This window comes from Chryseobacterium sp. SG20098 (assembly GCF_031844745.1).
Classification (GTDB): Bacteria; Bacteroidota; Bacteroidia; order Flavobacteriales; family Weeksellaceae; genus Chryseobacterium; species Chryseobacterium cucumeris.
Map to the genome: position 1 here is coordinate 1,775,024 of NZ_CP134622.1, position 14,613 is coordinate 1,789,636.

A 14,613-nucleotide genomic window follows, 5' to 3' on the forward strand; every position below is an offset into this window, starting at 1 on the left:
CTGAAAAATTATAACTCTATTAGATTATCCAACATAAAAGTCCTGAAAGAATTGACACCTTTCAGGACTTTTTATATTTAAAATATTTTATTGCTTACGCCATTACTTTATTATTTCTTCTTGGAGCTTTGTCGCAAAGAACGTCTGCAATACTCTTGGAAATAAGATTTCCTTCTGTAAGATTATCCAGCCAGAAGAATTCTCCCGCAGCATTAATTTCGATGAAATAATAATCGTCTTCAGGAGAAACAATCATGTCTATTGCTCCGTAATCTACATTGTAAATATCCAGCAGTTCAAGCAGTTTTGCTTCCACATCTGTCGGAAGTTCTGTTCTGTTCCATTTATCAATCAGATTAACTCCGTCTTTTCTCCAGTCTATTTTGGCATCTTCAGACTGCTGGGAATCTATTTCGAATGCATACACATCTCTTCCCACAATGGTAATACGAAGTTCTTTTTTCTTCTGAATCATCTGCTGAAACTGCATCGGGCAATACAATAATGAATCCAGCTCTTCCAGTTTATCTTCGCCCACAACGTTCGTAAACACTACATTTTCTACTCCATCTTCATAAATGGCAAAACCGGTTTGCATTTTAGCCACCACATTTTGATGCTTTATAATAAATTTCCTTGCTTCATCAGGATTATTGGTAAGACAGGTTGCAGGAATGGTCAGCCCTAATTTATCTGCAATTTTCAATTGTTCTTCCTTGCTGTCTAATCTTCTGTAAACACTTGGTTTTCCTAAAGAATAAGCATCCACAGATTCAAAGAAACCAAAAAGAGTATTTCTGATTTCTCCCATAGCCGCTCCGTAAAATTTAGAGTCCATTTCTTCCTTTAATCCTTTTCCGATATTGTAGGCTCTTCTGTACCAGATGGCTGAAATATCATCCAAACGATGTTTTGCTTCAGGCGTTTCCAGATAGCTTACCCATTCTCCATCCTGGAAAATAGTGGACAGTTTGTTTTGTAATGGATAAACGTCCACATCAAAGCGAATGACTTCATAATTATTTTTTTCAATGTATTCTGTTACTTTTTCAATGGAAAAGTTATCTGCGGTATGGGTAATTATTAAAATTTTATTCATAGAAATTAATTCTTTTGATAAGGTTGTCGGCAATTCTTTCTGCGATGGGAAATCCCAGCTCTTTCTGAAGCATTCCCCATTCTCCCTGTGGATTGACTTCAAGGAAATAATACGCACCGTCTCTTCCTTTGATCATATCGATCGCTCCTATATAAAGTCCCATTTCTTTCATCATGGAAGTGAGATTGGTTTTAATGGTATCAGGTAATTCGTATTCTTCCCAGAAATATCCTTCACGGGCAACTCTCCAGTCTGCATTTTCACTGTTATTGATTTTTCCTGTGAAAAACTCACCGTCTACATAGACGATTCGTAATTCATATTCTTTATCAATATAGGGTTGAAAAATCATCGGACAGTATGAAATATCTGAAAGGTGTTCCAGAGACTCTTCCTCAATAATGGTAGTGGAAATCATATTTTCCCCTGACATTGTTTTTGCGGTAACTCCGTGAAGCTTCGCTATGGCTTTTCCCTGGCAGTATTGATAGAAAAATGCCGTTATTTTTTCTTCATCATTGGAAAAAATGGTTTTGGGAATGGTTAAGTTATTTCTTTGTGCTATTTTCAGCTGCAATATATTATTTCCATCTATTTTTTTTTCATTTTCATAAGGGTTGATCCAGGGAATATTTTCTAAAGCAGTCATCAGGTTATACCTCAGGCTTCCATATTCGTTGAGAAAGATTTTTTCATAATCCTGATCCAGTTCTTCGGGAGCGCTGATCTTCCATGCTTTTCTGTGCCATACGCCTTTGATATCATCAGAATGGATGGTATTTCTTGATTCGTCAGTCAATTCAAATGAATCCTCATGAATACTGATTTTCTGAAGGTGATTCATGCGGTCAGAATTCAGTCTGAAATAAGGGATATTTTGGGAAGCCAGGTATTCGAAAAAGAGATCAATATTATAAAAATCCTGTGAATGGGTGATGCAGAGAATCATTTGCCGGTTTTATTAAAAAGGGAAACTTATTATTTAAGTTTCCCCTACTATTTTATTTAATATTCTTTCTGATCTTACAGTGGAAGAGTGATTGTATCATCATCACCGTCAGAAGGATATTTCAGCGTGTGCATCATATCGTCTTTTGGAGAAGTTACAGTATCTATTGCTGGCTTTGTGATCAAATCTCTTTCAGCAAGGGTGATATCACTTCCTCCTTTTACCGTTTCCGGATCTTTTACCTGTTTTTCCAAGAATGATGCGAAAAACGGCTTCTTCTTTGAGTTGTTGCTTTTCATAATGTTTTAGTTTTGGTTTGATATATAATTGAGCTTAAGCTTTAGTATATTTCTTATGCTTCTAAAACATCCTCATCACCGTCAGAAGGATATTTCATTGTTACATTGTCATTGTCAGGCTTTGTAACACTGTCTTCAAGTGCTGTAGTCGTGATATGATCTTTGATTACTGATGTAATCTGATCAGCAAGTACAGAAGTAATACCTCCTCCTTTTACTGTTTCAGGGTCTTTAACTTGTTTTTCTAAGAATGACGCAAAAAATGGCTTCTTTTTTGAATTTTTGTTTTCCATAAGTTAATATTTTTATTGTTTTTTGAAAATCCAAAGTACAAAAATTTCAACTCATGGAGAAATAATATATGTTTTTAATAAAATTTTAACACAATATTGAAAATCAAAGTATAAAATTAATTTAAACCAAGAAACTCCTTAACAACATTTGCAAAATCAACAGGATTTTCCGCTTGTACCCAATGTCCTGCATTCTTTACCGTCACTATTTTAGCTTTAGGGAATTGCTGCTTGATTCCAAATTCGTCCTGTGGCAGGATATAATTGGATTTTGCCCCTGCTATAAACAAAGTTTCTCCTTCAAAAACCCCAAATTTAATTGCATTGGAAACAAATTCAGTATATTTTTCAGATAATGTCTTAAGATTGAATCTCCAGCCCAGTTTTTTATTATCATCCCAATACAGGTTTTTCGTCAGAAACTGTACAGTAGATCTTTCCGGAATATATTGATTCAGGACAGCTTCCACTTCATTTCTTGAAGTTACCGTATTGAAATCAACGGTTTCCAGTGCTTTGATAATTCCCTGATGATGCGGTGGATATGCTTTAGGTGAAATATCTACAACAATCAGTTTTTCAACACGTTCAGGGTATTTTATGGCAAACTGCATCACCGCTTTTCCTCCCAGAGAATGCCCTAAAACATGAGCTTTTTGAATTCCATAATGATCCATATAACGGGCAATATCATCTGCAAGGTCATCATGAGACATGCTGTCTGAATGAAAGCTTCTCCCATGGTTTCTAAGATCGATCAGGTGTACCGGAAGATATTCTCCCAGATCCTTTCCGAAACTTCCCCAGTTGTCAAGCATTCCGAATAATCCGTGAAATACAAGAAGCGGCGTATTGGTCACATTTTCGCCGAATATTTTTGAGTTTAAAATTTCCATATTTTAGAAGTTAGATGTGAAAAATCAGAAGTTAGAAATCAAAAGAAAGTTGTACTAACTTCTAATTTCTAACTTCTGGTTTCTTATATTTACCATTTTGCAAGTCTCTTCATATAAGCCTGAACTGTATTTTCCAATCCCATATAAAGAGCTTCTGAAACCAAAGCATGTCCGATAGATACTTCCAACAGATTCGGAATGGTATCTGCAAAATATTTCAGATTTTCTAAGCTCAAATCATGACCTGCATTGATTCCCAATCCGAAATTGGTAGCTTCAACCGCAGTATCATAATAAGGTTTTATGGCTTGTTCTTTATTAATAAGATAATTTTTTGCGTAAGCTTCTGTGTACAGCTCAATTCTATCTGCTCCTGTTTTTGCTGCATATTCTACAAGTTCCGGTAAAGGATCCAGGAAAACAGAAGTACGGATTCCAGCTTTTTTAAATTCTGCAATAATCTCTGTAAGGTAATCAAGATGTTTTTTTGTATCCCAGCCTGCATTGGAGGTAATGGCATCATCAGCATCCGGCACCAGCGTTACCTGCTCAGGTTTTACTTCCAATACCATATCAATAAAATCCTGATGAGGATTTCCTTCAATATTAAACTCAGTCGTAACCAACGGCTTCAGATCATAGACATCTTTTCTTGTGATATGTCTTTCATCAGGTCTTGGATGGATGGTAATTCCCTGCCCGCCAAATTCCTGAATTTTTACAGCAGCTTCTGTAACACTTGGGGTTTTACCTCCTCTTGCATTTCTTAACGTCGCAATTTTATTAATGTTTACGCTTAGTTTTGTCATTTTTATTTTAGATGTTAGATATGAGATGTGAGAAGCCAGAGGCTTGGGGCTGGAGGTAAATCCAGGCATTGTACTTCTATTGGTGCTTCCACATTCATGATCATTTTAAAAGTTTAATTTAAAGTTTTTTTGAAAAGGCTGAAACTTACAGTTTCCCTTCTCTGTTTTCCAGCTGTTACACTTTCACGCTTACCTGCATTACCTGAAGTTCAAATTCTTTTGAAGCCACTAATAAATGGTCAAAAATATCTGCCTGTATCTGCTCAAAACGTTCCCATTTGGAATCATTGGCAAAACAATATACTTCAAGGGGTAATCCTTGTGGGGTAATCTCCAGCTGACGAACCATTCTGGTTCCGTTTTTATCTATATCGGGATCATTTTCAATATATTTCTGTGCATAATATCTGAAAACACCAATATTGGTAAGCTGTCTTCCATTCAAAATTTTATCTTTATGCTCCAAGCTTTCCTTTTCTTTTTTGATCTCTGAAGTTCTTTCTTCCAGATAATCCGAAATCAGGTTAATTTCCTTTAAACGCTCCACATCTTCATCATTAAGAAACTTGAAAGAATTAATGTTAAAGTAAATTGATTTTTTTATTCTTCGGGTGTTTGACTCAGACATCACCTGCATATTCTTGATCTCGGTGGTCATCAGATCATAAGTGGGAATCGTTGAAACTGTTTTATCAAAATTGGTAATTTTGGTGGTTAAAAGGTTGATCTCTGTAATATTACCTTCGATGCTGTATTTGGGAATACTTACCCAATCTCCTACTTTCAGATTTTTGGAGGTTGCCACGTGAAGACCTGTTACAAACCCCAGGATAGTATCTCTGAAAACCAATACCAGAACAGCTGTAATAGCTCCCAGACTTCCTACAATTGTTGTTCCTTTGATTCCGAAAATCACACAAAGGCCTACTACAGTAAATATAAAAAGCCCTAAAATTTTTACAGTTTCTGAAATGGCATTGAGTGCCATTATTTTATAGAAATCCTGTTTGATACTAAAATAGTTTCTGAAAGCTGTCAGCGATCTGTAGAGCATTCCTGCTAATATCAATACTAATCCCAGATTGATACATCTTATGATAAAAATGGTGGTCTTCGGCAGTGCATTTTCCGGAAATATGGAACCCTGAATACCCGCTACAGCAATCAGAGCAGCAAAATGCGCTACAGAATTGGTGATTTTCGACTGATAAATAGATTTTAAAATGGGAAACTTCTGTTCATTATGAAATAACCTGAATACAAAATTGATAATGAACTTAAAAACAAAATCAGTAATAAAAAACAGGACAAGAAGTAAGCTCAGTTTTACAATAATATGAAAAACCCAATCCAGCCCGGAGGGTGATATCTGGGTAATATAAATGTAAAGCCGTTCGCTCAGCTCCTGTATAAAGTTTTTGGTTTCTTGTAACTGGTCATTCATTACAGCAAATTTATGAAATTAAGAATCATCATTTTACTATTCATAATCAATTTTCATCCCAAAAAGTATTATCCAAAAATTTGATATAAAAAAATCCGTGAACTCAGCTGTAAAATATCAAATCCTCTACAACCTTTAATTATAAATGAAAAATTAACTACAAATAACCTATTTAAGTAAAAAATATTAAAATAAATTACAATTTAATTGTTTCAATATTAAAAATTTATTAAATTTGGCTAAAACTAAACCCATCAAAATCAATTAAATATGAGACAAAATTACTTGTTCATCGTACTATGCAGCCTTGTGCTCTTAGTAAACTGTAAAGGAGGTGATGACTCAGTGAATCCGGAAGATTCCAAAACTTTACCCACTGGAACTATAGAAGGTAAAGTATTTGCTAAAAACGGAACAAAACCCATTGGTGGTGCCACGGTGTTTACTATTGACAGCAAAAATCAGGTTTATCACACGTATTCCAATGCGGATGGTTCCTTCAGTCTGACTGCACCTGAAGGAAAAACAACTCTTCACATTCAGACCGGTAATGGCCTTAATTTCAGAACTGAGATTCCTGTTACCATTAACAAAAATGAAACAACTAGTGTTCCCAGCAAAGATTCCAAACTGAACCAGATTGCAAAAATAGCTTATGTAGAAGGCAGTTATGACGAAATAGAGGCTATTATTACAAATCTTGGGTACACCGCAACAGAAATCAGCTATCAGGATTTAAAAAACTTCAACACCATTTCTCAGTATGATATTATTTTCCTGAACTGCGGTTCACGTAATCTTGCACAGACGGGAACCAGCTCACCTGGTAACGACCTTTCCGTTTTCAGTAATCTCTCTACTTTTATCACAAACGGCGGAAGCATTTACAGCTCAGACTGGGCTGCTGCGTATCTGGTAGGCGGAAATCAAAATGCGCAATCCTGCGGTATAGCCGGAGGCTTTCTGGATTTTACGAAGATCTGTTTTAATATCAATGGAAATGCCAGTATGTATAACAACTGTACTGTTTCCAATACTGCTATGGCTTCAGCATTAGGGTTTAGTACATTAGATATCCAGTATGATATGTCTCTGTGGCAAAAAATCCAGTATTATGATCCTTTATTCTGGGAAGTATTGGTACAGAAAGATAACGAACCACTGATGATAAGAACCAATAAGTACGTGGATAAAACGGCTCCTAAAACCACTGTGGGAACGTCTTTAAACAATAATCACATGACGATCTGCCATCATACGGCAAACGGCAACACAGTTACCATTACCATTAATCAGAATGCATGGAATGCTCATCAGGCGCATGGCGATTATATGGGATCATGTTCAGGAACGACAAGCAGTGGAAATATTTATTATACCACATTCCATAATCATGCAAGTGGAAATATCGGCAAAGCAGGACCGATTCTGGAATACGTAATCTTAAATTTGTAATAAAATTTTATAACTCAGTTCTCAAAGTGGCTTTTTATAAGGCCACTTTTTTTATATTGCATGTATATTTTTTAAAAGAATGGATACAACGATTATTAATATTTTCTGCCTTATTCTGTTATTTATAGGAATATTGGGAACTTTTCTTCCGGTATTACCTGGTCTTTTGCTGAGTATCTGCGGACTTTTGATCTATAAATTCGGGACGGATGCTGATCTTTCTATGATTTATATCTGGGCATTCGGAATTCTTACACTTGCTTCTGTAGTGTTAAGTTATGTAATTCCGGCAAAGACCAACAGAAAATATGGCGGTACCCGCTGGGGAAGCATTGGCTCTGTGATTGGAACTATTGTTGGGATATTTATTCCTATTCCGTTGGGATTTCTGATAGGAATGTTTGCAGGGGTATTTATTGGTGAGTTACTTCACGACAGTAAGGATATGAATAAAGCCTTACGATCAACCAAAGGAGCGCTGATTGGATTCATTTATGGAACCGGATTCAGTTTTGTGGTAGGAGTGGCAATGTTTTTGGTAGTATTACTTAATATGTTTAACGTCATTTAATTAAATATAAGAAACTATGTTCCATAAAATTGTCATACTCAGTCTGGGAATATTTGCATTAACAGGATGCGATGCCCAAAAGAAATCCAGAATTAATACAAAATCTACTGAAATGTCCACAGGTACAAAAACAACAAGTTCTGATCATCAGAAAGACGGTGTTATTTATCTGACTGAAGGAGAAAATAAGTTTTTACGAGAATATCAGATGAATGTGACATTCAAAGGAGTTTCGGAAGACAGCCGTTGTCCTGAAGGAGCTCAATGTATATGGGCTGGTGTTGCTCTTGCTCAGGTGGAAGTAATGGGAACTTCTACCCGACCGATGACCCTGAACCTTGCAAGCGCAGATTACCCGGCAAGAAATTATCATCAGTCGACAGAATTTAACGGATATACTATCACATTACAAGACATTGCTCCTCATCCAAAATCGCAGGATGGGACAAAAGCATTAGCCGGAAAATATAAAATCGGAATTACAATAAAAAAAGCAGATCAATCTGCTGATTCTACCAGGAAATAGGCTTCTTCCCTTTGGAAACAAGATATTCATTAATTTTTGAGAAAGGCTTGCTTCCAAAAAAACCTCTGTACACAGAAAAAGGTGAAGGATGTGCCGATTTAATAATAAAATGTTTAGCCGGATCTATGAGTTCGGCTTTTTTTTGTGCAAAAGCGCCCCATAAAACAAAAACCACATTCTCCTTTTTATCTGAAATTTCCTTAATAATAAAGTTGGTAAATTTTTCCCAGCCTAAATCTTTATGAGAATTGGGTGAATGCGCACGAACCGTTAAGGTAGCATTCAACAGTAAAACGCCTTGTTTTCCCCAATCATCAAGTTCTTTAGAAGTTCTTACCACTCCCAGATCATCTTTTAGCTCTATAAAAATATTTTTCAGGGATGGCGGTGCTGCAACCTGCTCAGAAACAGAGAAACACAATCCATTCGCCTGATAATCGTTATGATAAGGATCCTGCCCAATAATCACTACTTCCACATCATCAAAAGCTGTAAGTTCCAATGCTCTGAAAATCTGATTTTTGGGTGGAAAAACTTTAGTTGTTGCATATTCATTCTTCACTTTCTCCCAAAGGGTGGTAAAGTATTCCGTACTTTTTATCGGGGCTAAAATTTCTGTCCAGGTCATAGTGCAAAAATAATAATATTAAAATAAAATAAGAGCCTCCATTATACTTTAAATATCTTCACTTTTCTTTCAATCAGCATATACGAAAAATAGGACAGCAATAATGAAAAGGAGATTAATAACAGATTATTAAGATGATAAGAATTTACAATAATGAAATTCTGTTTCTTCACCATGTAATGGATAATGTATAACGAATAGGAAATATTTCCTAAAAAATACACCGCTTTAGTTTCTAAAAATGCTTTCAGATAATTTGAGTTTCCTTCATAAAGATATTTGATCATCAATGCTGATAATAACGGGATAAACAAGAGCCCTTTTTCCACAAAAAGCATAAACCCAAACAATAGGAGAATGATATAAAGGAACAGGTTTTCCTTCTTCGTTTTAAATGTTGGCAGAAGGGCAATTCCAATTCCAAGAAAATAGGAAGAAACCGTTCTTAGCAAAGAAACCAGTCCGTAAGGAAGATCAAGATATCTTGGTGATTCCCCTACTTGCATTGGATGTTCAGAACCTATATATAAATGATCGGGAATATATGGAAGTGCAAACCTCAAAACCAGACTGGCAATAATTAAAATTTCGCTGCGTATTTTATATTGCAGAACAAGCCATAGCATAAAAGGAAATATCAGATAACAAACCCATTCTGTACTGAGTGACCAATAGACCACATTCAGCAGATAATCAGGATTAAAAAAACACTGTAATAAGCTTGCATTAATCAGAAATCCTGCTATAGAAGTTTTCATTAAAAACAAGGCAATAAAAACAACTGATATAATATAGACAGGATAAATTCTGTTAACTCTCTTTTTATAAAAAACCTCTATTGCTTTATAGCTCAGATTTTTAAATTTATCGGAGTAAGAAACTGTCAGTAAGAAAGCACTCAGCACAAAAAAGATATCAACCGCTACATACCCTTTTCCTACTATATCCTGAATGAATTCATTCCTAAAAAAACTAAAATGAAAAAACGCTACCCATAATGCAACAATCCCTCTAAGTCCCGTTAAAGATTTTATTTCATTTTTCATATGTAATTTCAATCGGTGATAAAGATAGAGAAAAACCTGTTAGATTTCTTACAGACGATCCCCCGACAGCCTTTTCAAACTAAAAATAATATTATCCGGAAAACCTTCATCTTTTTTTCCTTCCTGCAAAATAAAATGATGTTTTAAAAGAAGTCCTTTTGAATTTTCATTGAATGTACTGGTAATGGCCAAAATTTCCTGTAAATGGAGTTCGTTAAATCCATACTCTACAACCGCATTTAAAGCTTCAGACATAATTCCTTTTCTGTGGTACTCTGGCAACAGTTCATAGCCGACTTCTGCTGTCTTCCGGTCTTCAGAAAAATTCCAAAGACAAATGGTTCCGATAAGATGGGAATGATCTTTTAAAGAAATTCCCCAATAGACCGTTTGATTATTTTGAGTTCTTTGCTTAATTGTTAAAATAAACTGAAGCGCGTCATAGTTGGTCTTTGGTGAAACTCTTTTCACAAATTTATTGACTTCCGGATTGCCTCGGATTTTTAAAATGTCTTCTGTATTATTTTCATTGATTCCTTTTAAAATCAATCTTGATGTTTCTAGTTTCACATCTCAAATGTAATAAAAAGAATAGCATCAATTTATATAAATGCAAAGGTTATTGCATTCTATTACTCATTTTAAGTAAGCAAAGAAATACGACTAAATCGCTGATGAAGTGGCAGAATGGGCGAATCGCTTAGAAAGAATCAATGTATTGATTTCACTCTTTGCATCCTTAAAAGAGATAAGGTTTAGTAATAAAAAACTTTGCGTGTAAAAAAATTGATCTTTTTTGAAGTTTTAAAATTTTCGAGAAAAAAGCACCCCTATAATCATTAAACTCGCCGTTAATTTATTCTGTAAATCTCTCAGATATACGTAATAATCAAAATTCTCACTAAATTTGCATTGTGTATATAGATAAAGAAGATTTAGACGAATTAGAGTTTCCGCAATTGCTCGCGGAAATCTCCCCATTTGCGTATTCTCCGAAAACAAGAGAAAAAATTCTTCAACTTCGTCCGATGGAAATTGACGAGGCGGAACTTTCATTAAAAAAAACCTCAGAATATCTGTCGAGTTTTGAAAGTTCAAACGCGATTCCGTTTGATGAATATGAAGATATTGAAAGTGAGCTGAAATTGATGCTGATTGAGAACTACCGTCTGGAAAATGCTGCTTTCATCAAAATAAAAACCATCACGGAACAAATAGGAAGACTTCAGAAATTTTTCCCTACCATGCCGGAAACGTTTCCTACTTTGTTAGAAGAGGTTTCTGTACTGGAATTCAGAAAAGAGATTATTGAGAAGGTAGATAAGGTTTTTAACCGTTTTGGTGAAGTAAAAAATGAAGCTTCTCCAGCTCTGAAAGGGATAAGAACTGAAATTCAGCTTGCTAAAAAGGCGATTCAGGAAAACTTCAACCGTGCGCTTACCACGTATGGACAGAGTGACTTTCTGGATGATATCCGGGAAACGATTATTGACGACCAAAGGGTTCTGGCCGTAAAATCAGGATTCAAAAAAAGGGTTGCCGGAAGAACATTAGGAATTTCCAAAACAGGTTCCATCACGTATATTCAGCCGGACAGTGTGGTAAAGCACTATTTCAAACTGCGTGAAAATGAAGAGGAAGAGAAAAAAGAAATTGATAAAGTTCTCCGTAAACTTACTGCAGAACTGGCCGAATTTCAACCTCAGCTATGGAGATATCAGGTGTATATTTTTGACCTTGACCTTACGAGAGCTAAAGCGAAATTTGGTGAAGTGATCAACGGAGTTCTTCCGAAAATCAACCATCATAAAACGCTGAGACTAAAAGATGCTTACCATCCTCTTTTATGGTTAAGAAACAGAGTTGAAAACAAAACCATTCACCCTCAAACACTTACCTTAACAGAACATAACAGGATCATCTGTATTTCCGGTCCTAATGCCGGTGGAAAATCAATTACCCTGAAAACAGTCGGATTATTGCAGCTGATGATTCAGAGTGGCATCCTGGTTCCGGTTCATCCTAAGTCTGAAATGTTTTTCTTTGAGAAAATCATGACTGATATTGGGGACAACCAGTCCATTGAAAACCATTTATCTACCTATTCATCGAGGTTGAAGAAAATGTCCGGGATCATTCGTGAGGCTGATGCCAATACGCTTCTGCTTATTGATGAGTTCGGTACAGGTTCTGATCCGGAGCTTGGAGGTGCGCTTGCAGAAAGTTTCATGGAGTTTTTCTATGACAAAAAGAGTTTCGCCATCATTACGACGCACTATACCAATATTAAACTGGTAATAGAACAGCTTCCCAATGCCCAGAATGCAGCCATGCTTTTCAATGAAGAAACATTGGAACCGATGTATAAGCTGGAAGTGGGACAGGCAGGAAGTTCATTTACTTTTGAAGTTGCGGAAAAGAATAAGATTCCAAGATTCATTATCCATTCTGCGAAGAAAAAAGTAGAACATGATATTGTGAATCTTGACAAAACGATTGTAAAACTGCAGCAGGAAAAATTTGAGGTAGAAAAACTGAAATCTGATCTTGCAGAAAGAAAAGAATCTGTAGAAGATAAACGTGATAATCTTCAGAAACTAAATGAGCAGCTTCAGCAGAAACTGTTCAATTTCCAGAAACTTTATGAGGAGGAACACCGAAAACTACAGTTCGGGAATAAGATTGAAACATTCATTGACAGCTATACCAAAGGAAAATCCAGAAAGGATGTGGTAAAAGATTTTGTAAAACTTCTTGAACAGGAGAAATTCAGAAAACTGGGCAGTGATAAGGATGAAACCAAACGCCTTCAGGTTGTTAAGAGAAAAATCACTCAACAGCTAAAAAAGGAAGAGGTTATTGAAAAAATTGCTGAAACCAATGAAAAACTGGAAGAAAAACGTAAAACCGACCGTGCTGTGTGGATGAAAATCGGACAGCGTGTTCGTATTACCGGAAGCACCAGTGTAGGAACCATTGAAAAAATTTCCAGAAATAAAGTGATCGTCAATTACGGAACTTTCAAGACCACGATTGATGCGGATGAACTTGAAAGAATTTAATGAATAAGAAATTAAATTAACGCAAATATAAAGAGAGAGCACCAGAAGGTACTCTCTCTTTTTTATTTTTACTTCTTAATGAATTTTAATCGGGTTACTTTTTCTTTATCTTTCAACTGGATAAAATAAACTCCTTTTGATAAATGGTTAAGGTTTACATGGTGATTTGAAACTTTTCCTTCGTCAATTTTCTGTCCTGCAATATTATAAATTTCATAATCGGCGGCTTCTGAAATCCCTGAAATATTTAAGACATCAGAGGCAGGGTTAGGATAAATTTCAGGTTTTACAGACTTTCCTGATTCTTCCAATCCAAGGGTGAGATTGATTAAATCTACTCCATAATCTTCAACTTCCCCATAGGTAAATGTACTGCAGGCATCTAAAGGTATTGTTTGACTGGAAATAACTCTCATAGTAACGCCACATAGTGTCACTGCTGCCAAACTTGGAATCGTAAATACAGATACAGCCGGAGCAGCCTGAGTAACATTATTGGCCACCATCACTCTTTCGTTGGATTCAAAAATTCCGTTGGCATTAAGATCAATCCACGCCGTTACTGTTGTTGTGCCTGGAGTTCCCGTCCAGGTATTGGTTACTGAAAGCTTATTTCCTGTAGTTCCTATAAAAAACTTAACTCTACGGCTTAGGTCACTTCTGTAATCTATATAATTGGAAGGTCCGGAATCGCTTACCATTGGAGAGGTAACTCCTGTAGAATTTACGGTCACATTGGAAATATGCATCATCGTGGTATCTGTAGAAGCACTTGCACAATAATTAATGGTAGTGGTAAAAAATATAGGATCAGACCATAATCCCTGTGTTGTACACACTTTCACTACCTGTACTTCATACGTTGTACAAGGTTGCAAACCTGTAATTGTGAAAGAGTTTTGACCCGATACGGGTGTACCCGTCATCCAGAAAGTTGTTCCTGGTATTCTATATCTTATCACATTATCCGGACTATTAGGATCTGCAGTCCAGGTAACTGTTCCAGAAGTAAGTGTTATATTCGACATCTGAACTCCTGTTGGAGCATTGGTATCACAGTACAATAAAGATTGAGGTTCTTCTTCTATTTTGTGGGTTGCCTGAAGGCTTGAAATTCCCAACATAAAAGAGAATACAAAAAGTAGTTTTTTGGTCATGTTTATCAGTTTTAAAATTTCCTTGAAAAATAGGGTATTTTTTCAAATATAGCTTATACTTTCTCCATATAGCATTGTATTTTTTAATATTTTTGACAATAAAGTGTAAAACACACAGAAACTCTATGCTTTAATATATGTTCAAAAGTATTTCTACTCTCTGGATTTTTTATAAAAAAATAATAATTCCCACCTTGATATTTTCTTTATTAGCTTCTTGTTTATCCTCTTTCAATATTGAGAACTTTGGATTGAGTTTTCTTTTAATATCTCCTGTTCTTCATTATTTTATATATGAACTCCGGTTTAAAAATGAATATTACTTTTATGCCAATTTAGGGTTTTCCAGAAGTTTCCTTTGGGGCTTCACGGTAGCTGT

15 protein-coding genes are annotated in these 14,613 nt (G+C 35.6%); 4 read left to right on the forward strand and 11 right to left on the reverse strand.

Annotation, left to right across the window (positions count from 1 at the left end):
* Positions 1–94: 94 nt before the first annotated feature.
* From RHP76_RS08095 to RHP76_RS08125, 7 genes are all read right to left on the reverse strand, one after another.
* Positions 95–1,099 carry an MvdD family ATP-grasp ribosomal peptide maturase gene (locus tag RHP76_RS08095; protein ID WP_120231921.1) on the reverse strand — a complete coding sequence of 335 codons (1,005 nt, stop codon included), beginning with the start codon at positions 1,097–1,099 and terminating at the stop codon, positions 95–97.
* The gene (locus RHP76_RS08100) at positions 1,092–2,048 is read right to left on the reverse strand and encodes an MvdC family ATP-grasp ribosomal peptide maturase (protein WP_311229926.1); all 957 of its coding nucleotides are present in this window, start codon (positions 2,046–2,048) and stop codon (positions 1,092–1,094) included. Before RHP76_RS08100 ends, RHP76_RS08095 begins: the two co-directional genes overlap by 8 nt.
* Positions 2,049–2,122: 74 nt before the next feature.
* On the reverse strand, positions 2,123–2,347 hold the full coding sequence (locus RHP76_RS08105; protein ID WP_062674467.1) for a microviridin/marinostatin family tricyclic proteinase inhibitor: 225 nt from the start codon (positions 2,345–2,347) through the stop codon (positions 2,123–2,125).
* 53 nt (positions 2,348–2,400) lie between these two features.
* Positions 2,401–2,640, reverse strand: a complete 240-nt coding sequence (locus RHP76_RS08110; RefSeq protein WP_062674464.1) for a microviridin/marinostatin family tricyclic proteinase inhibitor — start codon at positions 2,638–2,640, stop codon at positions 2,401–2,403.
* A 116-nt stretch (positions 2,641–2,756) separates the two neighbouring features.
* Positions 2,757–3,536 carry an alpha/beta fold hydrolase gene (locus tag RHP76_RS08115; protein ID WP_216444124.1) on the reverse strand — a complete coding sequence of 260 codons (780 nt, stop codon included), beginning with the start codon at positions 3,534–3,536 and terminating at the stop codon, positions 2,757–2,759.
* Positions 3,537–3,625: 89 nt separating this feature from the next.
* A complete protein-coding gene (locus RHP76_RS08120; RefSeq protein ID WP_311229927.1) occupies positions 3,626–4,345 on the reverse strand; it encodes a pyridoxine 5'-phosphate synthase in 720 nt (239 codons plus the stop codon).
* A gap of 175 nt (positions 4,346–4,520) precedes the next feature.
* Positions 4,521–5,789, reverse strand: a complete 1,269-nt coding sequence (locus RHP76_RS08125) for a mechanosensitive ion channel family protein (RefSeq protein WP_311229928.1) — start codon at positions 5,787–5,789, stop codon at positions 4,521–4,523.
* Positions 5,790–6,059: 270 nt separating this feature from the next.
* Here RHP76_RS08125 and RHP76_RS08130 point away from each other — a divergent pair, with 270 nt between their 5' ends.
* From RHP76_RS08130 to RHP76_RS08140, 3 genes are all read left to right on the forward strand, one after another.
* On the forward strand, positions 6,060–7,244 hold the full coding sequence (locus RHP76_RS08130; protein ID WP_062674457.1) for a carboxypeptidase-like regulatory domain-containing protein: 1,185 nt from the start codon (positions 6,060–6,062) through the stop codon (positions 7,242–7,244).
* Positions 7,245–7,323: 79 nt separating this feature from the next.
* Positions 7,324–7,815, forward strand: coding sequence for a DUF456 domain-containing protein (locus RHP76_RS08135; RefSeq protein ID WP_062674452.1), 492 nt, complete (start codon positions 7,324–7,326; stop codon positions 7,813–7,815).
* Between the two features lie 16 nt (positions 7,816–7,831).
* A complete protein-coding gene (locus RHP76_RS08140) occupies positions 7,832–8,341 on the forward strand; it encodes a hypothetical protein (protein ID WP_062674450.1) in 510 nt (169 codons plus the stop codon).
* Here the strand turns inward: RHP76_RS08140 and RHP76_RS08145 are convergent.
* Genes RHP76_RS08145 through RHP76_RS08155 form a run of 3 tightly spaced genes read right to left on the reverse strand, consistent with a single transcriptional unit; the run spans position 8,328 to position 10,585 of the window.
* Positions 8,328–8,969, reverse strand: coding sequence for a uracil-DNA glycosylase (locus RHP76_RS08145; protein ID WP_123279415.1), 642 nt, complete (start codon positions 8,967–8,969; stop codon positions 8,328–8,330). The two genes, RHP76_RS08140 and RHP76_RS08145, sit on opposite strands and share 14 nt — an antisense overlap.
* A 41-nt stretch (positions 8,970–9,010) precedes the next feature.
* Positions 9,011–10,015 (reverse strand): acyltransferase family protein, encoded by a 1,005-nt coding sequence (locus tag RHP76_RS08150; protein ID WP_311229929.1) that lies wholly within the window; start codon positions 10,013–10,015, stop codon positions 9,011–9,013.
* Between the two features lie 48 nt (positions 10,016–10,063).
* Positions 10,064–10,585, reverse strand: coding sequence for a GNAT family N-acetyltransferase (locus tag RHP76_RS08155; protein WP_062674444.1), 522 nt, complete (start codon positions 10,583–10,585; stop codon positions 10,064–10,066).
* Between the two features lie 344 nt (positions 10,586–10,929).
* Here RHP76_RS08155 and RHP76_RS08160 point away from each other — a divergent pair, with 344 nt between their 5' ends.
* On the forward strand, positions 10,930–13,077 hold the full coding sequence (locus tag RHP76_RS08160; protein WP_062674442.1) for an endonuclease MutS2: 2,148 nt from the start codon (positions 10,930–10,932) through the stop codon (positions 13,075–13,077).
* A 68-nt stretch (positions 13,078–13,145) separates the two neighbouring features.
* Here the strand turns inward: RHP76_RS08160 and RHP76_RS08165 are convergent, their stop codons facing one another.
* Complete coding sequence (locus RHP76_RS08165) at positions 13,146–14,234, reverse strand: GEVED domain-containing protein (RefSeq protein WP_311229930.1); 1,089 nt, start codon at positions 14,232–14,234, stop codon at positions 13,146–13,148.
* Between the last annotated feature and the right edge of the window lie 379 nt (positions 14,235–14,613).

Excerpts from the sequence above, each read along its gene's own strand:
- RHP76_RS08095 (WP_120231921.1), bottom strand. The coding sequence starts at position 1,099 with ATGAATAAAATTTTAATAATTACCCATACCGCAGATAACTTTTCCATT.
- RHP76_RS08100 (WP_311229926.1), bottom strand. The coding sequence starts at position 2,048 with ATGATTCTCTGCATCACCCATTCACAGGATTTTTATAATATTGATCTC.
- RHP76_RS08105 (WP_062674467.1), bottom strand. The coding sequence starts at position 2,347 with ATGAAAAGCAACAACTCAAAGAAGAAGCCGTTTTTCGCATCATTCTTG.
- RHP76_RS08110 (WP_062674464.1), bottom strand. The coding sequence starts at position 2,640 with ATGGAAAACAAAAATTCAAAAAAGAAGCCATTTTTTGCGTCATTCTTA.
- RHP76_RS08115 (WP_216444124.1), bottom strand. The coding sequence starts at position 3,536 with ATGGAAATTTTAAACTCAAAAATATTCGGCGAAAATGTGACCAATACG.
- RHP76_RS08120 (WP_311229927.1), bottom strand. The coding sequence starts at position 4,345 with ATGACAAAACTAAGCGTAAACATTAATAAAATTGCGACGTTAAGAAAT.
- RHP76_RS08125 (WP_311229928.1), bottom strand. The coding sequence starts at position 5,789 with ATGAATGACCAGTTACAAGAAACCAAAAACTTTATACAGGAGCTGAGC.
- RHP76_RS08130 (WP_062674457.1), top strand. The coding sequence starts at position 6,060 with ATGAGACAAAATTACTTGTTCATCGTACTATGCAGCCTTGTGCTCTTA.
- RHP76_RS08135 (WP_062674452.1), top strand. The coding sequence starts at position 7,324 with ATGGATACAACGATTATTAATATTTTCTGCCTTATTCTGTTATTTATA.
- RHP76_RS08140 (WP_062674450.1), top strand. The coding sequence starts at position 7,832 with ATGTTCCATAAAATTGTCATACTCAGTCTGGGAATATTTGCATTAACA.
- RHP76_RS08145 (WP_123279415.1), bottom strand. The coding sequence starts at position 8,969 with ATGACCTGGACAGAAATTTTAGCCCCGATAAAAAGTACGGAATACTTT.
- RHP76_RS08150 (WP_311229929.1), bottom strand. The coding sequence starts at position 10,015 with ATGAAAAATGAAATAAAATCTTTAACGGGACTTAGAGGGATTGTTGCA.
- RHP76_RS08165 (WP_311229930.1), bottom strand. The coding sequence starts at position 14,234 with ATGACCAAAAAACTACTTTTTGTATTCTCTTTTATGTTGGGAATTTCA.